The organism is Ralstonia sp. GX3-BWBA, from assembly GCF_003290055.1.
In the GTDB taxonomy this organism is placed as follows: domain Bacteria; phylum Pseudomonadota; class Gammaproteobacteria; order Burkholderiales; family Burkholderiaceae; genus Ralstonia; species Ralstonia holmesii.
On record NZ_QMKS01000021.1, the window covers coordinates 1 to 26,957 of the forward strand.

Annotated in this window: 14 protein-coding genes; 3 read left to right on the top strand and 11 right to left on the bottom strand. The window is 63.4% G+C overall.

The features are described from left to right. The 8 genes from DOD19_RS19995 to DOD19_RS20030 all read right to left on the bottom strand — a co-directional run. On the bottom strand, positions 1–388 hold a 388-nt coding region (locus DOD19_RS19995), incomplete at its 3' end, for an FAD-dependent oxidoreductase (RefSeq protein WP_162634405.1). A 3-nt stretch (positions 389–391) separates the two neighbouring features. Then, entirely contained in the window at positions 392–757 is a 366-nt protein-coding gene (gene sdhD / locus DOD19_RS20000) for a succinate dehydrogenase, hydrophobic membrane anchor protein (RefSeq protein ID WP_004637532.1), read from the bottom strand. An 11-nt stretch (positions 758–768) separates the two neighbouring features. Continuing rightward, a complete protein-coding gene (gene sdhC, locus DOD19_RS20005; protein ID WP_112187585.1) occupies positions 769–1,179 on the bottom strand; it encodes a succinate dehydrogenase, cytochrome b556 subunit in 411 nt (136 codons plus the stop codon). Between the two features lie 86 nt (positions 1,180–1,265). Then, positions 1,266–1,721 carry a DUF3429 domain-containing protein gene (locus DOD19_RS20010; RefSeq protein ID WP_112187586.1) on the bottom strand — a complete coding sequence of 152 codons (456 nt, stop codon included), beginning with the start codon at positions 1,719–1,721 and terminating at the stop codon, positions 1,266–1,268. Beyond that, positions 1,718–2,470, bottom strand: a complete 753-nt coding sequence (locus DOD19_RS20015; RefSeq protein ID WP_112187588.1) for an SDR family oxidoreductase — start codon at positions 2,468–2,470, stop codon at positions 1,718–1,720. The genes DOD19_RS20010 and DOD19_RS20015 overlap by 4 nt, the downstream gene beginning before the upstream one ends. A 117-nt stretch (positions 2,471–2,587) precedes the next feature. Further along, positions 2,588–3,553: a MerR family transcriptional regulator gene (locus DOD19_RS20020; protein WP_112187590.1), complete on the bottom strand. Its 966-nt coding sequence runs from the start codon at positions 3,551–3,553 to the stop codon at positions 2,588–2,590. Between the two features lie 297 nt (positions 3,554–3,850). Continuing rightward, positions 3,851–6,301: a DUF2309 domain-containing protein gene (locus DOD19_RS20025; RefSeq protein ID WP_239498060.1), complete on the bottom strand. Its 2,451-nt coding sequence runs from the start codon at positions 6,299–6,301 to the stop codon at positions 3,851–3,853. A 132-nt stretch (positions 6,302–6,433) separates the two neighbouring features. After that, complete coding sequence (locus DOD19_RS20030; RefSeq protein WP_112187594.1) at positions 6,434–8,026, bottom strand: NADH-quinone oxidoreductase subunit L; 1,593 nt, start codon at positions 8,024–8,026, stop codon at positions 6,434–6,436. Between the two features lie 99 nt (positions 8,027–8,125). Here DOD19_RS20030 and DOD19_RS20035 point away from each other — a divergent pair, with 99 nt between their 5' ends. Then, positions 8,126–9,010 carry a LysR substrate-binding domain-containing protein gene (locus DOD19_RS20035; protein ID WP_112187697.1) on the top strand — a complete coding sequence of 295 codons (885 nt, stop codon included), beginning with the start codon at positions 8,126–8,128 and terminating at the stop codon, positions 9,008–9,010. 89 nt (positions 9,011–9,099) lie between these two features. Here DOD19_RS20035 and DOD19_RS20040 read toward each other — a convergent pair whose 3' ends face one another. Next, the gene (locus tag DOD19_RS20040; RefSeq protein WP_112187596.1) at positions 9,100–20,424 is read right to left on the bottom strand and encodes an LWXIA domain-containing protein; all 11,325 of its coding nucleotides are present in this window, start codon (positions 20,422–20,424) and stop codon (positions 9,100–9,102) included. Positions 20,425–20,832: 408 nt separating this feature from the next. On the opposite strand from DOD19_RS20040, the gene DOD19_RS20045 reads away from it, so the two are divergent. Next, positions 20,833–21,516, top strand: a complete 684-nt coding sequence (locus DOD19_RS20045) for a YitT family protein (RefSeq protein ID WP_239498056.1) — start codon at positions 20,833–20,835, stop codon at positions 21,514–21,516. A 641-nt stretch (positions 21,517–22,157) separates the two neighbouring features. Beyond that, positions 22,158–23,519, top strand: a complete 1,362-nt coding sequence (locus DOD19_RS20050; RefSeq protein ID WP_112187599.1) for an aromatic acid/H+ symport family MFS transporter — start codon at positions 22,158–22,160, stop codon at positions 23,517–23,519. A 636-nt stretch (positions 23,520–24,155) separates the two neighbouring features. Here the strand turns inward: DOD19_RS20050 and DOD19_RS20055 are convergent. Further along, entirely contained in the window at positions 24,156–25,259 is a 1,104-nt protein-coding gene (locus DOD19_RS20055) for a porin (protein WP_112187601.1), read from the bottom strand. Positions 25,260–25,419: 160 nt separating this feature from the next. Further along, positions 25,420–26,862 (bottom strand): MFS transporter, encoded by a 1,443-nt coding sequence (locus DOD19_RS20060; protein WP_112187603.1) that lies wholly within the window; start codon positions 26,860–26,862, stop codon positions 25,420–25,422. Positions 26,863–26,957: the final 95 nt, after the last annotated feature.

Consider the following 26,957-nt stretch of genomic DNA (forward strand, 5'->3'; position numbering starts at 1 on the left):
TCGACGTGTGACCGCCGAACGGACGCTGGTAGATGGTGCCGTCGGCGTTGCGGTCGAACGGCATGCCGAAGTGTTCCAGCTCATAGACCACGTTCGGTGCCTGGCGGCACATGAACTCGATCGCGTCCTGGTCGCCGAGCCAGTCGGAGCCCTTGACGGTGTCGTAGAAGTGATAGTGCCAGTTGTCTTCGCTCATGTTGCCCAGCGAAGCACCGATACCACCCTGCGCCGCAACGGTGTGCGAGCGGGTGGGGAAAACCTTGGACAGCACGGCCACGGAGAGGCCGGCTTCTGCCAGCTGCAGCGATGCGCGCATGCCCGAACCGCCCGCACCGACGATCACGACGTCGAATTTGCGGCGCGGCAGCCCAGTCTTGACTGCGACCATGTCTTAAACCCTCCAGAGAATCTGAGCTGCGTAGCCCGCACAACCAACGAGCCACAGAATCGTCAACACTTGCAGCGTCAAACGCACTGCCACGGGCTTCACGTAGTCCATCCAGATGTCACGGACACCGATCCAGGCGTGATACGTGAGCGACACGAACGCCAGGAACGTCAGCATCTTCATCCACTGGTTGGAGAACAGCCCCGCCCAGCTTTGGTAAGACGTGTCCTTGGAGAGCAGGAACGCAGCCAGCAGCACGACGGTGTAGACCGCCATGATCACGGCGGTGACGCGCTGCGCGAGGAAGTCCTTCAGGCCGTAGTGCGCGCCGACAACGAGGCGCTTGGGACCGATATTGTTATTTGCCATCATTCGACTCCTCAGAACAGGCCGAACAGCTTGGCGCCGAACACGACGGTCAGCAGCAGGCTGACGATCAGCACGCTCACAGCCGACTTGGAGGCCGAAGCCTTGTCGATGCCGATATGCAGATCGAGGATCAGGTAACGGACACCTGCGCAGAAGTGGTGCAGGTATGCCCAGATGAGGGCAAGGACGACAACCTTGGCAAAGCCGTTGGACAGAAGCGCCGTGAACTTGGCGAAACTGATTTCCGACGTGAGACTTTGCTCGAACAAGTACAGCACGAACGGAAGAAGAAGGAACATCAGCGCACCGCTGGCACGGTGCAAGATGGACACCTTACCGGCCCAGGACAAGCGGTAACGGGCAATGTCGCCCAAACCGATGTTCCTGTAGATGACGGTTCCATTTTCTGAATCGATTGCCACGTGGCCCTCCGAACAGGCTCCAGACACAGATGAAGTTGATGAACTTGGCGCAAAGCTCGTCTTTGCGGGGTACCGGTCTTCGGTGCTCACCCCGAGCTCGCAAGACCGGTAAGCATGAGCGACGCCACCGCTACGAAGGTCAATAGACTGCGCAACCGGAAGTACCAGGCCGGTATTGCCCCCCAACGCGAAAAAACAGCATCCGTCAGCCAGCAGGCTGCCAGCACCAGCGCCATCCTGACGAGCGCAGTGCGCGGCTCGCCACTGGTGGTTCCGCCCCAAGCTGCGAGCGATGGAACGACGCTCCAGGCAAGCTGCAAGGCATGCCTGCGCGTGGTGTTTGCCTCGCCAAGCACGAGCCCCCAGTGCACCGCACCTACAAACGATGTAATGGACGCCGCGTACACCACCAGCGAATGCTGGTATTCGCTGCTCCCCGAGGTGTCCCGCAGGCAAAGCCACGCCAACCCGATAAACGGGACGAGGCCGCCGATGCCGAGTAGGACAGCCAGGCAGCGCAAGTATTTCGGCTGCGCACTCATGACTTAGGTGGTACGAGTAGTCGCCCTTGGCCGCCATCCACGCCGATCTGCTGGCCGGTGATCCAAGAGGCTGCAGGACTGAGCAGAAATTCCGCGAGCGCCGCGGTGTCCTCTCCTTGTCCGAGCCGGCCCATCGGGTTCGTCTTGGCGAGTCGCTCCGCAACTGCTGGAGCACTTGTCAGGCGAGAAGACATTGCTGATGTGGTCAGCCCCGGATGAATGCAATTGACGCGGATATTGCGGTCTGCATACGTTGCAGCCGCCGACTGCGCAAGCGCTCCGACGGCGGCTTTCGCGCTGGCAATTGCTTCGTGATTCGGGAAGCCGGCAGTGGCGGCAACCGAGCCGATCAAGACCGCGCTTGCGTGCACTCTGTGGCGAACGGCCTGCTGTACAAACAGACGCAACACATTCCACGCCGAGAAAAAATTGGCGTCGAATGCCTGCTTGAGTTCGTCCTCCGCAGTCAGGTGCAGCGGCTTGATGATGATCGACCCGACGCAGTGCACGAGGCCTTCCGGCGCACCAAACTGAGCGACACCGGCCTCGACTGCAAGCTGAGCGCTATTCCGATCCGTAACATCGGCTGGACATATCAGTGTCGGGGCCGACTTGAGCGCGCCAGCAAGCGCTTCCAGCTTGCTCCGGTCTCGTGCAGTCAGCACCAGCGGAATGCCTGCGCTATTCAATCGTCGAGCGAGGGCAGCGCCTACAGCGCCGCTAGCTCCAGTAATCCAAACAAATCCCATGATGACTTCCTGACGTGTGCCCAACTGAACAGCAAAGGCGCAGGGGCAGGGGTCTTTGGAAATATCGCTTGAAGCTGCTCATGGTCACCGTGGCGTGGCGTGGCGTGTCGGAGCGGTTTAGCGCTCAGCCGTGTTGAGCAAGTCTTCTTGACGGACGATTTCTGCAAGCGCGGTCTCAAGCAGTTGTACCGCCCGGTTTGCGACGTTCCCGAGCCGGCGGTGCAGCAGGGCGTCACGTGCCGAGCGGTATATGCACTCATCGCTATAGCGTTGGAACGCGCTGAGTTGGATCACGAGTTCAGCCAAATGCCGCGGGCACTCGCACTGAATCGCCGAGGCGTGACCGGCTAGAGCGGCGAGCGCCTTGTCGTCGAAGCGGCGGGCCGAGCGCCTGCGAGTGTCGGCATTCAATATGTCTGCCCGGCGGAGCGCCGTAGCCCAATCGACAAGCTCTGCGACGAGCGGTTCAGGCTTGGCTTCAGCGTCGGATTGTCGGATTACGCGTATGCCGCCAAGGCCTGCGCGCTCGGTCGCGCGCACTGACGCCTCTGGGCAGATCACGCTGACGGCTTTCGCGTGCACCGCTTCGGCCAGTGCCGCAATGCGTGAAATCGTTTCTTCCTGAAGCGAAGGAACAGAGGCTAGCAGTGCATCCGCCCTCATACCTGTGCGTGCACTTCGAATTGCCTCTTCAAGCGATCTGGGGTGCCCGCAGACACGCATGTGGGCGCAAGCGCAATTAGCGATGTCAAGTGACACTGAGCCTACGATCAGAAGCGAAATGGGCTCAACGTGGGCCGCCTGAACGACGCCAGACGATTCCACTAGCGCCTTCAGAGATTCCGCATTCAAGCTCGCCACGGCACTGATTGGGTGCCCACGATCAACAAGGCCGCTGATCAGGCGCAGGCGTTCTATGTCTTCCTCTGTGTAGAGGCGTTGGCCCGAAGCGCTCTTCGGCGGCGAGACTACAGCGTATCTGCGCTCCCAAATGCGCAGCGTGGATGCTGGCATCCGAGCCAGTTTTGCTGCTTCGCCGCTTCGGTAATGCCTGGGGGCTAATGACTTGTGGAGCCTTTTCACGAATCCTCCTCATCACCCTTGTAGGGTAATGCCCCGTTACAACGGCGAACAGCGCATTTCTCTACAGCCAACCACAATGCTCGTTGATGAGTCGGAAATGCATCAATATCCATGCTCCCGTCGTCGCGCGCTGAGAGGAGCTCTTCGAACATTCAACCTGGTGATTGCGCTCGCGCTTCCTCTTTCATGAATCCGGATACTGATTCAGACGCTCACGCGATTTGGCTGCACTGTGTAGAGACGAGCTTGGTCCGAGCAACCAGAAGGAAGTCCCTTTGGCGGTCTGACGTGGTTGTCTCACGCCGCACTCAGCCCGATCGGCTGCCACTTGCCATCGGTGTAGCGTTGAAGTTCGTTGTGCCCGAACCGCCAGAGGTGAAGCCAACCGTTTCTGACAAGTTGCCGGACGACGATGTGGTGTTCAATCACCCGGTCAATGGCTTCCTGTGGCGCGTCCACCAGAACAGTCAGCCGAAGCGGCTCATGGACCCAACGCTCTCCGTCATGAAGCGACTGCCGGGATAGGCCGATTCGCAAATCCCCTCCATTGCCTTCAAATACCCCGATTGAGCTGCCGACGACGTTATGCAGGAGTTTGTTGCCGCTCCCCAGATGTTGCGGATCACATGTTGACGCGTGATATTGCCAGTTGATCCAGTGGGTCACGAGCATGGGCGCCGTCAGCAATTGATCGAGCAGGCTACCGTCGGGATCGTTGCGGTGGTCGTAATCATGTAAGAACACGCGTCCGTCGAGCACCGCACCTTGGGTCCGATAACGCGGAGCGATCACGAAGGCCGCATTGCCGGCCAGCCCCCATTCCGGTCGCGTCTGTGCACCGTCGTTGGCGCGCTGCAGGAGCTTGGTCAAGAGTTGATCATGCGGCAAACGTGCATCGACACCCAGCTTGGGCGCACGCTCGCGTCTGACCTGATCGCAAGCGTGTTTCATTGCGTCTTCAAAGCGTGCCCAGCGCTCAAGCGCGGATTCGGGCAACAGATCGAGGTCGAAGGCTTCGATCTCGTCGGTTGTCGTGTTATGCAGCGCCGCCACAAATTGCACCCGTGCTGGAATGTCGACGCCCAAGTTGACCAACTCGGCGCGCACCTTCGGGTCATTGAGGAGCAGGGCCAAGGTGCGGGCATTGACCTCACCGCTTTGGCCACAGCATGCGCCGCAATCCAAAGATGCCGAATGCGCATTGTTGTTCGACTGGCTGCCATGACCGACGAGCACCACTAGCGGGGCCAGATTGTGAGCGAGCCCCATGGCGCGGAGCACGCGCCCCGCCAGGTCAGCTTTTTCACGTGGAGACTGCGATAGCAGTGCAGGTCTGCATACCTTCTTGTACCGGGAGGGCAATCCTGCCAAGTCTGCACGCGCGCGCCGCTGCGTCGACGGACGGATCCACTGCCACAGCGCGCCGGCGTAGCCAACGCCTGCAATCTCGACAAACGAGAACGCACCGCTGGGCCAGCGACTGGATTGATTCAACTGTGCGGCAACCCCGAGACGGGTGCGCCGTGCGCGTGTGACCGTGCCGTCAGCAGAGGGTCCGTCTTGGCCTGTACTGAGGTAGACGCTGTCTGTCACCTCCATCGAAGGCGGCAGTAAGCCGGGTAGTTGCGGGCGCCGCGCCCCTGTTCCGAGCGGCGTATAGGCAATGGGTATGCCGAAGAATCCCGCGAAGCCCAGCGTCTGGACCGCCGGCCAGACCGCCTCCAAGGAACGCCGCAAGGGTTCGCTGCGGACGTCAATGCAAAACGCTGCTTGTACTTCAATCTCGGAGGGCTCAGGCGCCACGCAGGACGCTCCTACGCGATGCGCTAGCTGGCGCTGGTAACCGGCTTCCAGGGCGTACTGCCAAACCTCGTCGATCAGCAAAGCGTCCTCGGCCTCTGCAAGCGTCGAAGATGCGCGGCGCCAGGCGTTGCGAAGGGTTGAAATGGCGGTCTTCGTGCTGTAGTCGTCATGACACTTCTGCAGAACGGCGCCCCAGGCAAGCCGAATGGCAAGCAACTCACGCAGGTTTGGATCTTCCTTCCCGCTCTGACGAGCTTGCCACCCAAGGTAGGCGCACCAAGATGCCCAGCCATTCACCGTGAGCAATACGGCTTCCAGATAATCTGGCCAGACATCGCTGGGCAGATCCAATTGCTCCAGCGCCCAGTGTTCGGCGTCCCGGAACGTGGGCGGCAGCTCCGCCAGATGCAGCTCAAGGTTCGGAATGCCCATTAGCAAGCCAATGCCGCGATCGTGCCGTAACGTGTCGCGCCAGAAGGCATACAGCCCATCGTTTTTCTGGATAGCCCAGTCCGACTGATTCTCGTCGAAATAGGCGGCGCAACTTTGGCTAACCTGGTGCGTGATTGCCTCGCGCCAGGAAAGCCTCGTATGGCGCAATGGATCAGTGTCAAGTATGTCGATCAGCAACGGCAAACGTGGCGCTGACCAATCGGTGTTGATGGCATTCAGGCATTGGGAAGCCGTCAGACCGGACACTTTGGCGGCGGGCAAGGCAGCAAGCGCATATTCGACGTCGTCTTTGGTGATGCGGCCAGATTGCCACGCTTGGCGCAGGCTTGGACGGCTTGGAAACACCTGGATGCCTCCAAGCACTGCCATCCGGGCTGCCACTTGGCGAACAGGCATGCTCACCCGGCCCCAATGAGGATTGACTGCAATTGCCCGATCTAAAGGCCATGCCGGTGCGATCGCTGCGCATGCTTGTTTGCAGGCGGCTTCCATCTGCTCCAGCCGCGCAGCGTCCGTGTACTTTTCGGCCTCAAGGTTGACGCAGGCTGCGTTATGTTCCGACATCGGGCCGGGACTGTTTAAGGAGGCAATACCGTTGTTCATGTGAACCTCTCTGAGCAGCATTTACTGGTTTGCATTCGCCTTGGCGGCTCGGGCGACTGCGAGGGGGAAGACATCCGAGCGACTTGGCGTCCATTTGGTCGGCCAGGAGCGCAACGCCAAACGGGTATAAAACTCATCCAAGTAAAGGCCCGCATAACAGGCACGGCGCAGAGAAGCCAAAGCGTGGGGAGATGTCTGCAACGCCACCAAGACGCAGTGCATGGCGGCCATGCCGAGCAACGCTGCAATGCCGCCACCTGTGTCGGCGTGGTCCGCTATGCCAGTTGGCAAGAGGTGGAGGACGATTGCTGCGCCCATGAGACCCGCAATACTGATCAGGCTTGCGACAAGTCTGGCCAGCAGCATTGCAGCGGTCGAGCCTTCCTTGACGGATGGCAGCCAAAGCAGTGGCGCCCACGCAAGCGCGAGAATGCCGCTCCACCACCAAGGCCAGGGAATCTGATCCACCAGCGCATGAAGAAGGACGACGATGCCGATTGCGATGGCGGGGGCTGCGTACAAACTCAAGCGCGAGCGCTTTTCATGGCCAAGGAGCTGTTCCACGCGAAGCCGATCGACCACCGAGGACGCGGAGAGAAATGCGTGCGCCTTGTAAAGCGAATGGCCGAGGAGGTGAAGCGCTGCCAGTGTGTACAGGCCCAATCCACACTCCATCACCATGAACCCCATCTGCGCCACCGTGGACCAGGCCAGCCGGACCTTAATGCTGATCCGGGTGAGCATGATCAACCCGCCCATGACTGCCGTGGTCAGCCCTACCGTGATCAGCAGCCAGCGAGCCGGCGCGCTCGGGCTGAGCAGCGGGGCAAATCGGATCAGCACATAGCCGCCCAGGTTCACTACACCCGCATGCAGCAATGCCGATACGGGCGTCGGAGCCTCCATGACCTGGATGAGCCATCCGTGCACGGGCAGCAAAGCTGTTCTCAAGATCACACTGACGGCGATGCAGACCGCGCTGACCTGAAGGCTCGCGGATACCCCTTCGTGCGCAATGTGAAGCCATAACTGCGACAGAGAACCGCTGCCTACCTCGTGCCAGGCAAACGCGGCTGCCGTCACCAGGAAGACATCTGCCAACCGGTCTGCCAAACGCTTTTTGTGCGCGGCAAGCATTGCGAACGGTCGGTCGGGGTAAAAGCACAGCAAACGCTGCAACGCGACGCCGATCGTCGCCCATGCTCCGATCAATACCACCCAATGGTCTGCGAGCAGGAGCAGGTGAACAGATGCCAACACCCCGGCAAGCGCGCCGAGATAGCTGCGTTGCCCTTGCTCGCCTTGCAGGTACCGCGCAGAGAACGCGCCGATGCAGGTGCCCAGCAGTTGGACAAGCACGGCCATCCAACCGCCAATCAGGGACAGGCGCAGCCAAGGCGAGAGGACGGAGCTGCCAAGAGGTTCGCCGGAACTCCACGTCGCCCAGGCCAAAGAGAATATGGCAGCACACAAGGAGATGGCCGACAGTGCGATAAAGCCGTGCCAAAGTGTCGGCGTACTTGCGCGGGCGGACCGAGGAAGGAGGGCGGCCACCCCCATCAAACCTGCCGGCAGGAGTGTCGAAACAGCCGTAAGAACGTGAACGATGTCCATGGGAAGCGCTGGCGAAAATTCGTGTGCCCGCATCTTCTCCTCTGGAAATCATTCTGTAAAATTCAATGATCAGAACGATTTGATATATAAAATAGAATGATCAGGCTGGAGCAGCTTAACTTCCATCACTTGTTCTACTTTTGGCGCGTGGCCAAGTTGGGGCACCTCACGCGCGCCGCCCGCGAGCTGCACACTTCCCAGTCGGCGCTTTCCGCTCAGATCCGCCAGTTGGAAGAAAGACTTGGCGATGCCCTATTCAGCCGGGAAGGACGCAGCCTGGTGCTGACCGAGACCGGCCAGGTCGTGCTGTCCTACGCTGAAGACATTTTCGGACTCGGCCAGGAGATGCTCGGAAGATTGGTTGGCCGAAGCGAGGGAATGACGCGACTTCGCGTTGGAAGTGTGGCGACCCTGTCGAGAAACTATCAGGAGAACTGGATCAAGCCGCTCTTGGCTGACCCCGAAGTGCTACTCACCCTGGAATCCGGGGTTCTCGAAGACTTGCTCGGCCGGCTGGTCGAACATCAACTTGACGTTGTGCTCGCCAATGAAAGCGTGCCCACCAATCCGGATCGCCCTCTTCACTGTCAGTATCTTGGTAGTCAATCCATTTCCCTGGTTGGGCCAGCAGCAATCTGGAAAGGCCGAACCCTGCACATCCCAGAAGATCTTGATGGGCTTGAGATTGCGTTACCTGGGCCGCGCCACGCGCTTAGAACTCAGTTCGACGCTCTGTGCGCGTCAATGGGTGTGGTCCCCCGATTGCGGGCGGAGATAGACGACATGGCCATGCTGCGTCTGATTGCACGTGACAGCGGCTGGTTGGCTGTGTTGCCCGAAGTTGTCGTTCAAGATGAGTTGCGAGCGGGAATCCTGGTGACTGTAGGGCAGTCGACGCAATTGCAGGAACGCTTCTACGCCATCACCACAATACGCAGACATAGGCTTGAAGCGCTCGAGCGATTACTGTCTCAGCCGATCTAGGCAGACGCCGGACATGCGAGATGCACCCAGAGGAATAGGGCGGCCGCGTCGCCCCCGCGGCCGGTTGGAATCCGACTCGGCCACGCGGCTCACGGCACGATCACGATAGGCTCGTCCGGGTGGATCAGCCCGACATTGCGATGTGCGAACTGCGGGTTGATCTGCAGCAACTGCGCCAGGGCTGCCTCGACCTGCTGCTCGTCCGACATGGCCTGGCGTTGCGCATCGGAGACGTGCGCCTCGTGCAACAGCGGAGTGCGATACCGGTCGGCAATGCCGTTGAGTGTATCGCCCGACTGCACCACGTACTCGGAATGCGTGGGCGCGGGTTGCGGGGTGGCCGGTGTGCTGGGAGGCTGGCTGGTTGACGGCGCCGTCGGGCTGGCCGACGACGAGGGCGAGGTGGACGGCGAGGTGGACGGCGAGAGCGACGCGGACGGCGAGACCGATGGCGACGGTGACACCGAAGGCGATGCCGATGCACTCGGTGATGCACTGGGCGACGGCGTGACAGCCGATGTGCCGGGCGGGCGCTTGTTCTTGTCGTCCTGCATGAACAGCGGCTTGATCAGGTTGAATGCATACGCCGACAGCGGCAGCAGCGCGATGGCGATCTTGTGCTTGCTGACAAACTCCGACGCATTCGGAAAGTGCGAACTGAAGCGTGAGAGGCCGAGCGCGCCCGACGACAGCAGCATCGGCACGCCCTTGATGTAGTCGCCACCCGCCAGCTGCGCGGCGCCCAGCAGCATGCCGCCGGTGGCGGCCAGCGTGTCTGCCGAGATATCGAACCCGCGCACCGTGCGGCTGCGCTGCTCAATGTCGATGTTGCGCCCGCGCCCGAGCAGCACGCCGGTGGTGTACGCGATCGACGCCACTGTGCCGCCTGTGGGCAGCACGTACCAGATGGCCGAATCGTGCGCCAGTGTCCACGCCTTGGTCGCCATCGCGTGCGCATACGAGGCCAGCCCCGCGCTGTAACCGCCGATGGCGATCTGTCGGCCCCAATAGCCGAGCTTGGTGCGCGGGTGGCCCAGATGCACCTGCTGCAGCCCGGTGCCGCTGAAGACGGCCTGAATCTGTTTGACCAGATCGGCCGACACGGCCTGCGTGGCATCACTGGCCTGCGTGCGCGTGATTTCCCGATTGCCCAGGCGCTGGTAGATGTTGTGCACGCTCCAGTTGGCTTCGGCAACGAACGTGCGCAGGCGGCCCTCGATCTCTGCCAGGTTGGCCGGTACGGTCTTCTCCGACGTGTGGTCTGGCAGTGCCTTGACCAGCCGGTCGACCATCGTCTGCGTGGCCTGGCTGAAGACGCGTGGGTCTGCGCGCTCGATGGTTGCCATCGTCGCCTGATGCAGCACCTGCGCCGAGCGTCCGACACGCAGCAGCAGCATGGAGGGATTGCTGGCCAGCGAAACGGTATTGGCGCCAGTGCCGGGTATGCCGATCAGCACCGCACCCGCGCCCCCTGCCACGGAGGCACCCACGGTCACCACTTCGCGCGCACGCGTGCCAAGCTTGGGCTTGGCACCCTCCACGCCAAGCGCATTGAGTTCCGCCGATGCCTGTTCGGGTTTGACCAGCATCTTGCGCGCGGTCTGCGTGGTTTCCACGCGCCCGGCACTCTGCGGCTCACCGGACGCGTCCACCGACAGGGCTTTCTCGTTTTCCACCATTTCCCGCCAGGTGGGCAGGGGAGCGGCCTGGTTGCTTGCCGACGCGGGCAGCGCCTTCGCGCCCGCGGGGCGCGCAGCCACGCCCATCTCGGTCGTCCATTGGTCGGCAAACTGGCGGGCGCGTTTTTCTGTCGGACTCAGGTGCCACTTGGCTTCCCACAGCGGTTTGGCAAAGTCGATCTCGGTAGCGCGGGCGCGATTGACGAGCGCGGTCGTGTTGCCGTTGAAGACGCGGTCGATGATCGCGTTGACTTGGCTGTCCGACAGGCTGTACTTCTGCTTGCCCAACCGCGCGATCTCGGCCAGCAGCACCTGGTTCTGGGCATCGTACTGGCTCTTGGAGGGGCGCTCGAACACACGCGTGAGGGCGTCGTCCCCATGCAGCCGGCCTTGGGTGGGCGCGCCGTCTTGCTCAAAGCGCAGCACCATGTCGGCCACGACGGTGTTCAGCCGCTCGTTGGCGATGGCGTCGGCGCCATTGGTGGCGTACGACACGCCCATGTGCACCCAGGGCAGCGTGGGGCGCTCCAGCACCTGTTCGACGAGCTTGGCGTTGCCCCCGCCCGGCACCGGCTCGAGCACCGTATCCCAGCCGTGGAAGCTGACCATCACGTGGGGTGGCGGCGCATCGGCATGGGTGCTGCCCCATTTCTCAAGCATCGAGAACAGCCGCACGTGGTTGTCGTACGCGTCATTGGTGCGCGCGGTGAAGTGGTCGTTGGTGCCGATCAGCGGCCGCGACGGCGCGAATTCGAGGCGGATGACCACACCGGTCTGCGCCGACAGGTCGAGCCATTTGTCGAGACGCGACTGGTGCAGGTCATCCAGGAACAGCTTCCTCTGATCGGCGCCGCTGCCGGATTTGATCTGTGCATTCGCATGGTCGATGGTGGCGTTGTTCACGTCGATCTGCTTGGCGGCCTGCACAAAGCTTGGGTCCTGTCGCTTGCCGACGGCGGCACGCAGCGAATACGGGTCGACCACGAGCGAGATCACCGGCATGGCGCCGCCCGTTTTCTTGATGAACGCAAGAGCCTTGGCGGGGTCGTCGCGTAGGCGATATGCCCGGCCCATCGGCGCCAACCGCGCCTGGAGCGGGAACTCCGAACGCAGGAACGTGTTGACCATGTGCCGGTCTCCCGTGGCCGCCGCCGAGAACCGCTGTGCGATGCGTTTGCCCGCGAATGGCACGCGGCGCGACACGGTGTTGGCGGCCACATCGCGTGCCACGCGCAGCTTGAGCTTGAGCTTGCGCCAGAGCTGCGCATCGGCCATCACCACCTGGGGCGCGTGGTCTTTGACGGGTTTGAATTCAACATTGCTGGCATAGGGATCGGTCTCCTTGCCGGCCAGCAGTTCGACCTCGTCCAGCGGGCGGGTGAGGTTGCCTAGCTTGGGCGCGTCGGGCGGCAGCGCCGTCGTGGTGGTGCTGGAGAGCACCGGCTGGAACACGCCGATCTCCAGGCCGGCGCCGCTGCGCTGCCATGCCTCGAATTGATCGGGCGGCAGACGCGTGAGCAGGAAGTGAGTATCCGAGCCGAAGCTGTCGTGTCCGATTGCCAATTCATTGGCCGGGGTGCCGTTGTGCTGCGTGGCTGCCTTGTTCCGCACGTCATACCACATGAGGGTATTGCCATCGGGCTCCAGGCGGCCGATGGGCGTATGGCCCCCCAGCTTGCCAGCGTGGTCGGCCGTCTCGTAGACGTAGATGTAATGCGTGCCGGCTTCGAGCTTGCCTTGTTTCGCCAGGTTGCGCAGATGGACGATGTTCGCCCCGCTGTAGTCGAGCGCATGGGCGTCGGACTCGGGCAGCATGCGCGTGTCGGCGTAGGCGTAAGCCGTGGCTTCCAGCGGCGTGCCGGTGGTGACGGGCTCCTCCAGCGTGCGCTGCCGCCATTGCAGAAGCTGCGCAGCGCGCCCGCGCAGGAAGCCGCCGTTGGCCTGCCGGTTCAGTGTGGTGGTGGCCTGTGCAACTTCGCCCGGCTTGAAGGCCGGCATGCCGTATTCGGCCCGCTTCCATAGCGTGCGTGGTTCCAGGAAGCCGCCCAGTTCCTTGACCGTCTCGGGCTGCACCGAGCTCACCACGAAGCGCACGCCGCGCGGCGCGCTGCGCAGTGTGCGTGCGCCGTGCGTCTGCTGCTTGGCAAAGGCAGCTTCGAGGCTGCGTTCGGGCACGGTAGCCCCGTCCATGGGCGCATCCACGTGGTATGTCCATGTGCCGTCGGTGCCGCGCTTGGCGTGGCCCTTCGGGGCACCGCCTTTCTTGTCGATGACGTAGATGATGTCGCTGTCCTTCGCGGCGCTGGTCGCCTCTTGCACGCTCTTGTAGCGCTTGGCTCCGCCGAGCTGCTCGATGTGCGTGACAACCTCGGCGTCGATCTTGTCGGCCGAAGGCGACAGCACATGCGAGCCGTCATCGCTATTGATGCGCGATGGCCCGCCAAGCGCCTGCAACCGCTCGTACGGCACGGGGCTGATGTAGAAGTCGACGCCCTTGCGTGCGGTGTGCATCGCTGAGTTATCACCACGCACGGCGCGCTTGACGATCTTGGGGACGTTGCTGCCACGCACGGCCTGGGGCGGCGCGAAGGTGCCGTCGTCGCGCAGTTGCGTGGTGGCCACGATGACGGGCGTGCCGTCCGGCTGGCTGGTGCCCTTGAGCGCGATCAGGACGGTGTTGCTGCCCGCCTTGCCGGCCAGATCGCTCAGCCTGGGTACCTCGGCGCCGGGCACGTGCCGCAACGTCCGCAAGTCTTTCACATCGAGCCATTCGGCGGCCTGCGCCGCTTTTTGGGCGCCGGACGCCGTCGCCGGCGCCGGCATGTGCGGTGTGCCGGGCGCCCCGCCGTTCCAGCGCGAGGCGTAGTACTGCACGTAGGTCTGGTCTGGCGCGACGGACGTGCGCATGCTGCCCATGGTCTGCGCCAGGCGCAGGTATGCCTCTGGGTTGTTCGCATCCCACTGCGCGTAGGCCTGCTCCAGGGGCTGCGGCATCTGCGCGCGGGCGCCGATGTCCACACCGGTTGCGGCCAGCACCTCATCGCGGACGTTGAACGCGTTGCCTTGCGCGCTGGCCTCGCCGGCGAGCAAGGACTGCACGAAGCTGCCCTCGCTGTGGCGTTGCAGGCCCTGCAGATCGAGTTCGGCCTTCACAGCGTGGTCGGCCTCATGGCCCAGCGTGTAGACCAGCGCCCCGGCGTCGTGCGCATTGGCGTCGAGCGTGATGGTCTTGCGCTCGGCATCCACGGCAGAGCCCTGGTTGGGGTGTCCGAGGCGCACCGTCCAGCCGGCGTCTTGCAGCAGGCGCAACTGGCGCGTGAGCGTGTCGGAGGCACCAATCAGTGCGCGGGCGCTGGGCGGCAGCGGTGCGCCGCCAAACGACATCGTCACGCGGTCGGCCGGCGTGGTCTCGTATGTGCCGTCGTGTGGGCGGTATTGCGTGCCGGTGCCGCTGTAGTCGGGCGAGCCGGCCGGGCGTGCCACGGGGCCGCCGAGGTTGCGCGCCGGGTTGGCGGGGTCGATGCCGATCTCGGCAAAGCGCCGGCTGGTGGCTTTCTGCAGCGCGGCGCCGTAATCGAACGGTACGCCGTATTGCGCGGCGGCCTGCTGCGCCAGCACGGTGTCGTGCTGGGCCAAGGAGATCGCGTAGGCGCGGATGCTGCCAAAGCTCTGTTCCGGGCTGGGCGTGCGGCCGATGTCGGTGGCGCCAAATTGCGTGTTGCCGGCGGCAAACCTGTCGATGGCGCTGAGCAGCCGGTCGACCATCGCGGGGGTCGGTTCCGCCGCGGTGGACACGCCGCGCAGCTGCGCCTCGGTCATCGAGGGCACGGTGTCGTGGAAGTACTCCGGATGCTGCTGCTGGTAATGCCGCAACGCCTCCACCACGCGGTCCACAGCCGCACGGTCGGTGGCATACACGACGATGTTGTCGGCGCGCGGGCCGGCGGCGTCGGGGCCGGCCGCCTTGGCCGCGTAGATGCCGGGGAAGCGGCCGGGCTGGTCCACCACGCCGCGCACCAGGAAGTCCAGCACGTCGAGCACATGCGACGTCTTTGCGTTGACATAGACGCGCTCGGTGACGGCGTCCGGGTCGACCCGGCCGTCCTCGCGCAGGAAGTGATAGAACGTGGTGCGCGCACGGCCTTCCGTCGGCATTGTGCTGTCAACGAAGGCGCCGTCGGCTTGCGACACGGTGTAGGCCCCTTCGGGGCGCTGTTCTGCCAGTGCGATCAGGCGAGGGAAATAGAACTCGCCCGGCATGGTGTCTTCCGGGCCCGTGACGCCGCCCGTGCGGGCGTACATGCGGTACACCGCGTCGTTACGCAACGCGCCATCTGCACCGTCTGCCTGCACCCTGGCAAGCAGCGCCTGCTGCGACTCGAGTGCCGATTCGGCGCCACGCGGCCCCAGTTCGGGCACCACGCGCTGTACCGGCGTGCTGCCCGGGTCGGGCGCCACGCCCGGCATGCGCATGCCAGAAGCAGCCAGGTTGGCTGCCGCCGCCTCGTAGGCCTGCCGTTGCGATGCGCCATGCTGGCGCGCCACACCCATGCCGGCCCCCATGAGCCCGGCCGAGGTGAAGAACTGCACCCAGTCTTCGCCCGTGGCCTGTCCGTTGGATGTCGCCAGGGACTGCCCCTGGTGCAGCATGGCCGCGAGGTTGGTGTTGAGCGCGCCGGTGCCCATCAGTCGATAGGCGAGGGCGCCGCCGCCCAGGAACCGCAGCCCGGCCAGCCGGCGCAGGCGTGCGGGCAGCCTGGCGAGCACGTCCGCCCGGTTGAGCAGCGGGATGGCCTCATTCAGCCGCTGCAAGCGCAGCGTGCCCCGCGTGAGGTCGGCGACGACGCCCGGGTTGCGCGTGACCCCGAACACGGCATTCAGCCGTTGCGCCGCGTTGGCGGTTGCCGCGGGCGAACCATACAGCGCGTGGCTGAGCACGGCGTTGGTGAGGTTGTTCTGGAACGGGCGCAACGCCCAGCGATTGTCATTGAGCAGGCTGATGCGCGCGGCATCTTCCGCGCTGGCACCGCGCGTGATGCGCACCGCGTTGATCGCCTCCATGAAGTCGGCGTTGTAGGCGCCTACGCGCGCTGCGGCCACGGCCGTGCGGTTGACGAGCCCGCCCACGCCCGCTGCCCCGCCCAGCACGTTGGCACCCAGGCCCACCCAGTTCCACGGATCGTCGCGCCCCTTGGCGGTGGAAAGCGCCTTGACCGACTGTGCCGCGCCCGCCACGGCGGTCACCGCAAAGTACGCATCGGCCAGGTTCGATAGCACCACGGCCCACAGCGCAGCGGTCTCGGGTTGCACGACGGTGGTGACGATGCCGGCCGCCACCGTCAGACCGATCTCCAGATCGGTCTTCAGGTGCTCCCAGTTGTACCAGTGGTCGTCGGGCTTGTAGGTCTTCCAGTAACCGTCGTCGGTCATCAGGTTGCCGTTGGCATCGACCACCCAGTGCGGCTGGGCGATCAGCAGGCCGCGATCCAGCCCGCTGTGCGATTGCCAGTCGCCATAGCCGTTGCGCACGGTGGTATCGGCCGGGCCCACGTCGATATAGCGCCCGTCGGTGCCGATGCCCTCCATGATGGCCAGGCGCTTGGCGTCGCCCTTGCCCTCGCGGTTGTCCCACCACTGCATCGACAGCGAGGTAAGTGCCACGGGCGTGGCGCCGCTGGGCGTGTTCACGCCTTCGCCGTGCATGAGCTGACTGGCCACCTGGGCCAGTGTGGTCTTGTGGCCCTTGTGGTCGTAGACGACTTCGTTGCCGTTGTATTCAGCAAACTGGCCGTCGGCCATGGCTTGCTGCTCGTCCAGCGAGCGTGCCGAGTATGTGGGGTCCAGCCCGTATGCCTGACCCACGGCGTTGTACACCTGGGCCTGGCTGGTGACGGTGTGCATGCCGTCCTGCCAGGGCAGCCCGATGGTGTTGCCACTGGCCGTGACGCCGGCGGTGGTGCCCGAGCTCACGCCTGCGGTGTCGGGCGCCCAGTGCAGGTCGTTCTGCAGCCGTGGGCTCGCGTTGGGCGCATTGGGGACCGTGCTGACCGGCGCCGGCGGCTTGGGGGAGTCTTTGAAGCCGGTCTCGCGCCGGATCTCTTTGCTGACGTCGTCGCCGATGTTGTCGCCGAGGATGTCCTGCGTGAGCTGCATCGGGACGTTGTCGTCCTTCACATCTTTCAGCCCGAAATCCTGTCCGGTGACCACGGCCATGCCATCGCCGCCGACAAAGTACGTCGTGTTCAGCCGCGAATCCACCGATTCGGTGCCCAGCCCGCCGTTGTCGAGCGGCTTGAGCATCAGGCCCTCGATCTGCTTGCGCAGGTCGGTCATGTCCTGGTTGCGTGCGCCGCCCGCGGCTGCGTAGATGCGCGACATGGCTTTCAGGTCAGTCACGTCCAGCTTGCCTTGGAACTGGCTGTGGTACAGCGCAGCGGCCAAGTCCGGCGCGACGCCGTTCATCTGATCGGCCGCGGCGTTGGCCTGATCACCCTTGCCCTTGCCGAATACCTGGGCGCCGCTCTGCTGAAACAGCGACTGGGTCTGCGGTGCCTGGATCGTGTCGTCCAGCAGTTGCGCGTAGAAGATCGTGCCCTTGTAGACATCGAGCGACGTGCCCATGGCGGTGAGCCGGCCCTGTGGCGAATCCTTGCCGTCGTTGGCGGCGGTGCACATCATGGGCGCCTGGTCGAGGATGGATTGCAGCGCGCGCTGCTGCAAGCCGGAGATGCTCGCATCGCCCATGACCTGGTCGAACAGCGGGTCACCGGACTGCATGCCGGCGAGCAGGCCCGTGAGCCGTTTGGCCGCCGCCGCGTCGCCCTTGCCCGGGCCACCGTTGGTTTGCAGGGCGTGCGCTGCGATGTGCAGCACCTGTTGCGCGCCAAGCCCCGTCTGCCATTGCTGGAAGCTCGTCAGCAACTGTTTGAACTCGGGCGAGTCCTTGCCGGTGCCGCGCGCCGTCTCCATCTCGGGCCCGATGCCGGCCATGGTGACGGCGTTCTGCGCCTTCCACAGGGTATCGACGTTGTCGGGGTTGAGCTGCCAATCGCCATCTTCGGGTTTGCGGCCGGCGGCTACATTCAACGCCTGGTCGAGGTCGTTGTGATACGACTGCAGGGCGTGTGCGGCAGCGGCTTTGAGGTCCGCGTTGTCGGGCGCCTTGTCAGATTTGGCCTTGGCGTCTTGCCACGCCGCGTAGTCGGTGCGGGCCTGCGTGACCGCGCTGTCCAGAGCCTTCTGGTCGGGCTGGATGTCCTGCTTCATGATGCCCGCCGTGACGCGCAGCACGTCCGGGTCCAGCACGTTCAGCTTGGCGAGGTCCTGGGCCCCGGCATCGACGGGGTCCTGGGTCGGGTCTTGGTAGTAGTCCTCCAGATGCTGTTGCGCAGCCACTGTCAGTGCTGATTGCGTCAGCATCGCCTCGTTTTGTTCGTTGCCGCCGAGCCAGGCTCGCGTGGCGGCAATGGCCTCGGGCAGCGTCATGCCGCTGGCCACCAGTTGGCCCAGATGGGCGGTGGTGTCGGGCTGGGCGCCGTCGCGCTGCGTGTCGGGCGTTTTGGCATCCGGCGTTGCTGCCACGTTACCTTTGCGCAGGGCGTTCACGCCGTCCTGCAGGTCCTGTTCGGTAAAAAGCTGGTCGCCGTCGACGTCCTTGGTGGCCTGGTCGATGGGGTCGCTGGGGGGCTGGGGCTGCCCTGCCTTGTCCCCTGCCTTGTCGCCGGTGTTGTCCTGTTGCCGCGCTACGGTCACTGCCTGGGCACGTGCCAGCACCGCTGCCTGGGCCCATGTCTGGTTGCTGATGTCGGCGTTTGCCTTGTCGTTGCGCGCGGCATCGAGCGCCTTCTGCAGGCCGGCCGCATCGGCCGTGCCGCCGCCCAGCGCCTTGTCCAGCGCCGCCTGGGCCTTGGATAGGTGGGCCGCATCGTCCGGCCCGACCGGCACCGTGGGCGGCGATGGCTTCAGGCCGGTGTGCTTCTGCAGCGTTTTCGACAGCGCGCCGTTCGGGTCTTCATCGATGATGGTCTGGTACGGCGCCATCGATGCATTGTTGGCCTTGGCCAGGCCCAGCGTGTCGAACGGTGTGCTGGGAGGCGTATAGCCGTTTTCCTTGTAGCGGTCCTGGTCGGCCTGCGCGTTGTAGAGGAAGGACCGCAGGCTGCCCATGACATGGGCTGCGCCGTCGCTCTTCGGGCCGCCCAGCGCGTTGACGATGCGGCTGATGGGGCCGTAGTAGTCGTCGCGCTTGTCCAGCGTTTGCATGGAGGGGGCGTAGACCTCGGGGTCGCCCGCTTTGATCTTGCTGTCGACCTTGCCCTGCAGGTTTTGCGTGTAGAGCGACTGCGCCAGTTCGGGCGAGGCGCGCTGCACGTCTTCGAGCAGCGCTGCGATGTCGCGCAGTTCGCCAGGCGTGCCCACCTTGGTGATGTTGTCGTGCGTGACGCCGGCGTTCAGCACCGAGTTGACGAGGTCCTTGTACAGCACCGTGTCCTTGTAGCGCGATAGCGCATTGCCTTCGGCCACCAGCGTGTCGTGCGGGTTCTTGCCGCTGGCGTGGGTGATGTCCTGCAGCGCGCCAGACTGGATGTCCTGCGTGCGTGCGTCGTCCATCACGCTCGCATAGAGCGGGTCGGTGTTGGCCACGCCGCGCAATTGCTGGGTGAGCGCCTGCGCTGCCTTGAGGTTGCCGTCAGCACCGCCCGACGCGCGTGCGGCCTGCGCCGCGTCAACGATCTCTGCGGCGTGCAGGTCGTTCAGCACGCTGGCCGCGTCAGGCTTGCCTTGTGTGCCACTTGCGGCGCTATTGCGTTGCGCGACCAGGCGCTCGGCAAGCAGGCGCCGATCGGTCTGGAGTGGATCAGCACGCCACTGGCTGTCGGGCTGGCCGGCAGCGGTGTTCAGTTCATCGGAAAGGGCGGTGTGGTAGGCCTGCTTGTCGCGCGCCAGCGTGGCCGCGTCGGCATTGGCGGCCTTGTCCTTCTGCCAGGTCTCGAAGGCGGTCTGCGTGGCCTTGACGGTGTCGTCCAGATTGGCGGCCGGCTTGAGCTCGACGTGCAGCGCCTTCACCACGTTGTCGATGGTGGGTTTGGAGAAAATGCCGAGCCAGACGTCCTGCTTGGCAGCATTCTGGATGGGGTCGGCATCGGCCGGGACCTTGCCGTCTGCCACGGCTTTTTCGGCTGCGATGGTCAGGGCGGCTTCGCTCAGGACCGTCTCGTTTTGCTCGCTGCCGCCAAGCTGGGCACGTGCTGCGTTGACGGCTTCGGCCTCGGTCATGCCGCCGTCGAGCCCTGCCTGAATGGCGGCCCGTGCGTCTTGCAGCGTCACGGCTTGCGTGGGCGGGGCCTGGTCGGTTGCCAGCGGTTTGTCGGACAGCGAATGCGTGGCGCTGTCCAGCGTCGTGTTGTCGAACACGTGCGTGAGGCCGACCTGGCTGGCGGCCTGCTCAAGCGCATCGACCTTGGGTTGCGTCGTGGCCGGTGCCGACTTGTTGTGCGCGGCCTGCAGCAGGATGGCGGCCCGCGCAAGCGCATCTCGGCTGACCGCGGGCTGCGTCTGCTGGATTTTCTCAATGGCAGCCTTCAGCGCCGCCGTATCGTCGGGTGCCTTGCCCTGGAGCGCATTCTTCAGGGCCGTCTCGGCATCGGACACATCGCGTGCACTGGGGGGCGGCGGCGGTTGGATGGGCTTGGGGGGCGTCGGGACGCCACCACCGCCGTCGATGGCTCTGAGCATAACGATTCTCCTGGGCAGACTACGAGCACTCGCCCATGATTGCCGCGCTTGCCAAGCACGCCTATTCGGAAAACTCGTAGAAAAGCGTGCGAGACCGGCCGCTCCATGCTGCGGACTACGGGATCCAGTGGCGGTTTCCTGGTCGCGCACACGCTTGTAGCGTTGCGCTTTCTCCGGGTTCTGGCTGAGGGATTCCCATGCGGCCCCGGGGTCCGTGGTTTTGCGAGCTTCGCGCCACATCGCCATCAGCACCTGCGCCGGACGAACAACGCTGGGCGGCTGCGGCGCATACACAACGCGTGCATCTCGGGAGGTTCTGATTCACGCGCGGTTGGCTTGGATCAAAGAACCGACGGACGTACCGGCGGCATAGTCGGCGCGTGTCCACGGTATCCGTAAGGAGCCCCCATGAATGCCCCCGACAATGTTCCCGGTGTCACCCGGCATAGCCTGCTTGAGGACGTGCTCGCCATCGTTACCGGTACGCTGTTCGTGTCGCTCGGCATCACGCTGTTCAAGCAGGGCGGTCTGCTGTCAGGCGGGACGGCCGGCGTGGCCTTTCTGATCCACTACGCCACTTCGCTGCCCTTTGGTGTGGTGTTCTTCACCATCAATCTGCCGTTCTATTACCTGGCGGTGCGGCACATGGGGTGGCGCTTCACGCTCAAGACGTTCTGTGCGGTGGCGCTGGTGTCGTGGCTGAGCGAGGTGCACGCGCACTTCGTACAGCTGGGGTCGCTCAATCCGCTGTATGCGGGTGTCATTGGCGGCACGTTGATGGGCGTGGGCTTCATCGTCCTGTTTCGGCACCAGGCCAGCCTGGGCGGCGTCAACATCGTCGCGCTGTATCTGCAGGACAAGTACGGCATTCGCGCAGGCAAGCTGCAGATGGCGGTGGATGTGGGCATCGTGCTGGCGTCCCTCGTCGTGGTCAGCCCGATGGCGCTGGCGGCCTCGTTGGTGGGGGCGGTGGCGCTCAATCTCAGCATTGCGTTGAATCATCGGCCCGGTCGCTACCTGGTCACGCAGACTGCCAGCACTGCCGCCGGGCATGTCGGCAGCAACGGCTCGCCGGGTTCCTCAATGGCTTAGCAAGGCATCGGCGCGTTGCGTCGGGCATAGACGGCCTACGTCCCCGGCACGCCCGGCATGTGGAACGCGATGCAGCAGGACTGCGCAGTGTTCACCGAGCCCGTGAACTCCAGCGAGGTGACCGCCAGTTGGCTTGCGGCCATCTCCCTTCGCATTCCCTTCGTATCCCATTCGGTCACGAACGCCGCGCCGCTGACATGTCTCACGCAGGCGTAACGTCGTCAGCGTGTGCCAACACGTCCTGGACCCTCGTGTCGACCACAGTTTCCCTTGTGCTGTCCGACGCTGGGTGACATCCGTCGAATTCGCACGTGGGGCGATGAAAAACGCCTCAACGGACAAATCAACGGCACCGGACATTTCCACGTCCAGGCAGTACTCATTCCAATGGGAGCCTTGCCTGTGCGGGTTATCCCGAGTTTCGATGGACGCGTGCCTACCCTAGCATGAAGTTCATTTTGAGAACAATTGTTCGTAATTCGAACTTCTCGCTTGTCAGTGAAGCGAAGGGATGGTGCTGGTAGAGGCGGTATGCCCTGATCCATTCCTATGAAGCATTGACCGTCCGTTCAAGCCATAGCGCGCCTTGGAGCCTGTTAGAAGCCGGCACGGATTGTTGCGGCTTATCTCTAGGAAGCCCCATGAGTAAATCTATCGTCGACGCACAGAGCATCATCAATGGCAGCCGGTTCGGCCCGTTCCAGTGGCTTATCTTTGGGATGTGTTTTTTTATCGTCCTGTTGGATGGCTTTGACACCGCGGCCATCGGCTTCATTGCGCCATCGCTTGTGTCGGAGTGGGGCATTTCGCGCCCAGCGCTTGCCCCGGTTCTAAGTGCTGCGCTCTTTGGCTTGGCCGTGGGTGCTCTCGTCGCCGGCCCACTTTCAGACCGGATCGGGCGCCGCCTTATGTTGATCGTCTCTGTGCTGGTCTTCGGTGTCGCGTGCCTCGTATCTGCATATGCGAGCAACATCACAAGCCTGATAGCGTTGCGCTTCGTAACCGGTATCGGGCTTGGTGCCGCAATGCCGAACGCAGTGACCCTGATGAGCGAATTCTGTCCTGACAAACGCCGCGCCGTCATTGTGAACCTGATGTTTTGCGGCTTCCCTCTGGGCGCCGCGTTCGGAGGGTTCTTGGCCGCCTGGATGATTCCACATTTCGGCTGGCGTAGTGTTCTCATGCTGGGCGGTCTTGCGCCGCTTGCATTGCTCTTTCTGCTGGTCTTGCATTTGCCGGAGTCTGTTCGCTACATGATTGCGAAGAGCCAATCCGTAGAGAAGATTCGCCGTACGTTGGCGAAGATCAATGTGGCCGCACACGACGCGTCATCGTTCTTCATGACCGAGCAGACCCAGGCCCCATCGGGCCAAGGCGGTATTGCATTGGTTCTGTCCCGATCCTACGTTGTCGGATCCGTCATGCTTTGGTTGGCGTACTTTATGGGGCTGGTGATCTTTTATGCCTCTATCAATTGGATGCCCATTCTCTTGAAGGAGGCCGGGCTCACGCCAAAGGCTGCAACGTTGATTTCTGCGCTCTTCCCGCTGGGCGGCATTGGTGCTGTTCTGTGCGGCGCTCTGATGGACAAATTCAACGCCAATCGGGTGATTGCGACTTGCTACGCGCTCACTGCCCTCACCGTGTATGGCATTGGTCAAGCCGTTGGCAACGTCGGACTGCTCGTTGTTGTTGTTTTTGCTGCCGGCGTTCTGATGAATACAGCGCAGTCGTCTATGCCCGCTCTGGCCGCCGCTTTCTACCCGACGCAAGGTCGGGCTACAGGCGTTGCTTGGATGCTTGGAATTGGGCGGTTTGGTGGCATAGCGGGTTCCTATCTTGTGGCAGAGCTCACTCGCCAACAAGTCGGGTTCAGCGGCATCTTCTCAATCATTGCCATTGCGGGCTTGATCGCGTGTGTCGCCCTCTTCATCAAACAGCGCGCGCTTCCGCAGAAGTTGGAGCCAGCAGGGCTTCGCTCAACCGAGATAGTCGGACACTAAGCTCCCGCTTTTGGAAGTTCCCTTCCTCAAGGCTACCGCTGAGACACGCACCAACTATGAAGAGTGGCGCTCGCTCCTAATCTCTCTGAACCCCGGAGCGTCCGATCTAGAGATTGATGAAGAAGCGAAACGGCGATCAGGTACAGCTTCGCGCGGGTGAGGTTGCTGCCCGTGACCGCCGGTCTGGCACTGTGCACGGTTCTTGCACTCGCAGTGGCAAACTTTCATGTCCTCACCGGCGCCAGCAAAGGCATCTCGGCAGCACTGCTTTGTCTTGTACCGGTATCGGCGGCGATAGGGTGGATCGTGGCGAATCGACTCTGCACCCGGGACCCGGTCCGTTTCTCTTCATTAGGGCAAGACTGGCTCTAGCATGCTGGCACGAGGCTAGCTGAGACCGGACCGATCAACGCCGACTTTAATTACAGCGAAGCTATCGTGCGTTGACCATTCTTGAATACGATCCAGATGAACGGCGAGGTGGTCGGCACCCGGAGCAACTGGTACCCAGTAGAAGAACGGAAAACCGAAGCGCGCAGGGGCCTCCTATTTGTAGAGCGGCGCTCACAGCAGGCCGGTGAAGGCCTGTCGCCCCTGCGGATTTTGGATAGGGTGATGACGACTAAACAGCGGCTGTTAAAACGAATGCTTCACGCCTGCCATCACCCCGAGCTGATTGCCGCCAGGAGTGGGGTTGCTCGTTCCTCCACTGCCGCCGGCACTAACGGACAGATTCGACTGACCACCGTTATCGATGTACCCGCCGGTGAGATACACCGACGTCCGCTTTGAGAATGCGTAGGTACCCCGGATGGCACCTAGCCACGCTTTGTTGGCACTGTTGTTGAAGTGCAGATAGTAGACCTGCCCTGCAAGGTTGAATGCGGGTGTGATGTCGTAGGAGGCACCTGCGTAGTACAACTGGCTGTGTGATGGCGTGCCACCTCCGTTGTTGCGGAACGAAGCGCCGATACCCACCTTTGCTTTGTCGAACAATGCGTAAGCTCCGAGGAGCAGACGATCGTCCTTGAGTTTGCTACTGGTGAGGCCGGCCGCTGCGCCGGGGCCACCTCGCAGCGAGTCGTACGCAGTTGAGATGCCCCAGGTGCCGGCTTCGTACATCAGCAAGGCAGACCACTCGCGGCACGCGCGGCTGTCCGATGCCAGTTCGCCGGCACAGTTGGTGCCGGCCGGGTTGGCACCGGCATTGACCGTATCCCGGCCAAAGCTATACGTGGCGCCCACGGTGAACCCGCCGAACTTGCCCTTGTAAGCGATGGCATTGTCGGCACGCGCATTCGGGCGATAGCTGTCCAACGCGTTACCGCCATAGACGTTGGGTCCAAGGATGTCCGAGTCGAGAATCGCCCAGAACAGCATGGTGTTCTGCCGACCAAACGTGACCTCGCCCCACGGCCCGATGAGCCCCACGTTTGCTTGCCGGCCGAACAGCCGTCCGCCCTGATTCGAGACGCCGGAGTCCGGCGCAAAGCCGGATTCAAGCGTGAAGACGGCATGCAGACCGCCGCCCAGGTCTTCTTTGCCGCGCACCCCCCACCGCGACGGAACGGTGCCTGTGAGGTTCGGCATGCGCACCAGCCCGCTTTTCGTGGCCCCAACGTTGTTGACGTATTCGACGCCGGTATCCACCAGGCCGTAGAGCGTGACGGACTGTGCGGCGGCCATCATCGGGGCGGCTGCACCGATACTCATGCCGATCAGCCAGGACGTGGTTTTCATGGTGAGGTCTCCTCTGTGTTGTACCCGCGCGTGGCACAGCGACGGGTTTTGTATGGTTTTTTGGGGTGCGCTCCGCCAAGAGGCGGCCGCGCATGGCGACCCCTTTTTGGGCAATGCAGGATGGGAGGCGGAAGGATGGCGCGCGGCGGCGCCTCGATACCTAGGGCGAGATGTCTTCGAGCGCCCGGTTGGTGGTCTCGATCATGCGCATGGCCGCCAGCAGGCCGATGACGTTCACCAGCGCGAACATGAGGAACACTGAGGCGATGCCGTAGCCAGCGAGAACCACACCGACGATCGCCGGTGCAGCAGCCGATGCGGCACGCAACCATGACGTCGCCAGCCCGGTGCCGATGGCACGCATGCGGGTTGGATAGATTTCAGGTGTGTAGAGATACAGCAGTACGGTTGTCGTGCCCATCACAGCGTAGGCAGAAGACGCCAGGATCATCACGGACAGCGCACTGCCGGCACCGATCGCCGCCAATGCCGCCAGCAAGGCGCCACTGATGAGGAAGCACGCCATGGCCCAGCGCCGACGACCGACGCGATCCACCAGGAGGGCGCACACCAGCACGGCGCAGGTGCTAAGGACGTTCGACACCGACGCCATATGCAGAGACTCTTGCAGCGGCAAGTGATACACAGTCTTGTACAGGCTCGGAAGCCAATTATTGATGCCGTTGGCGACAAAGTAGGAACTGGCCCACAGCAACCACACGACGAGCGTCCGCCCCCGGTACAGCGGCGAGAATAGTTCCTTCCACGAGCCCTTGCGACGTGCGCGGATGCCATCGAGCAGCGTGGCGACTCGCGTGTCGATTTCGGTGCTGTCGCGTTGCGGGTCGAGATTGCGTCGGGGCGTGCTGGCTTCAATGTCCCGGATCACCTGTTCTGCTTCGTCATAGCGACCCTTGCCGATCAGCCAGCGCGGCGACTCCGGCAAGCGCATGATCAGCAGCGCCACGAGGATGCCCGGAATGCCCCCAACCAGAAACATGTATTCCCAGCCAAAGCGCGGGACAAGGAACGCGCCAACCTGGGCCGCCGCCAGCAGCCCCAGCGGAAAGATCAGTTCGTACAGGATGAAGAAGCGTCCGCGCCCGTGCGCTTGCGACAGCTCGTTGATGTAGGTCGCCGCCACCGGCACTTCACCACCAACGCCGATGCCCTGCAGGAACCGGCATAGAAACAGCATCTGAAAGTTTCCGGCAAACGCGCACACCACACTCATAGCCGACATCAGCCCGACCGTGATAGTGGCGCTCCGCACCCGGCCCAGACGCTCAGCCAGCCAGCCGAACAGCAGCGCCCCGATCACCTGGCCAAGATAACCGGCGGCGATCAGCACGCCGATCTCGCCTGGTGAGAGATGCCAAAGTCCCACGAGCACCGGCATGACGAAGGCCAGCGAGAGCGCGTCAAAGGCGTCGAACAGCGTAGCGCTGCCCATGATGATGCGAGCCTTCGTGTGCCAGCGACTGAAGGGGACGTTCTCGATACGGAAGAGGAGATGTGCGGCCCGCGAGCCGGAATCGGCTGACGCAGTGCGCGCGGTCTCCTGCACGCCGTGGTGTGCCAAGGCGGGCGTGGTGATGGTCATGTTGTCTCCAGATGTCATTGTTCTGATGCGTGGCCACGGGTTGCGTCCTGCATCGATGATCTTGTTGTTCTGGTGGCAGCCGTTGGTCGGCTGTG

Excerpts from the sequence above, each read along its gene's own strand:
- DOD19_RS20060 (WP_112187603.1), bottom strand. The coding sequence starts at position 26,862 with ATGACCATCACCACGCCCGCCTTGGCACACCACGGCGTGCAGGAGACC.
- DOD19_RS20050 (WP_112187599.1), top strand. The coding sequence starts at position 22,158 with ATGAGTAAATCTATCGTCGACGCACAGAGCATCATCAATGGCAGCCGG.
- sdhD (WP_004637532.1), bottom strand. The coding sequence starts at position 757 with ATGGCAAATAACAATATCGGTCCCAAGCGCCTCGTTGTCGGCGCGCAC.
- DOD19_RS20015 (WP_112187588.1), bottom strand. The coding sequence starts at position 2,470 with ATGGGATTTGTTTGGATTACTGGAGCTAGCGGCGCTGTAGGCGCTGCC.
- DOD19_RS20010 (WP_112187586.1), bottom strand. The coding sequence starts at position 1,721 with ATGAGTGCGCAGCCGAAATACTTGCGCTGCCTGGCTGTCCTACTCGGC.
- DOD19_RS20045 (WP_239498056.1), top strand. The coding sequence starts at position 20,833 with ATGAATGCCCCCGACAATGTTCCCGGTGTCACCCGGCATAGCCTGCTT.
- DOD19_RS20040 (WP_112187596.1), bottom strand. The coding sequence starts at position 20,424 with ATGCTCAGAGCCATCGACGGCGGTGGTGGCGTCCCGACGCCCCCCAAG.
- DOD19_RS20025 (WP_239498060.1), bottom strand. The coding sequence starts at position 6,301 with ATGGAAGCCGCCTGCAAACAAGCATGCGCAGCGATCGCACCGGCATGG.
- DOD19_RS20055 (WP_112187601.1), bottom strand. The coding sequence starts at position 25,259 with ATGAAAACCACGTCCTGGCTGATCGGCATGAGTATCGGTGCAGCCGCC.
- DOD19_RS20030 (WP_112187594.1), bottom strand. The coding sequence starts at position 8,026 with ATGGACATCGTTCACGTTCTTACGGCTGTTTCGACACTCCTGCCGGCA.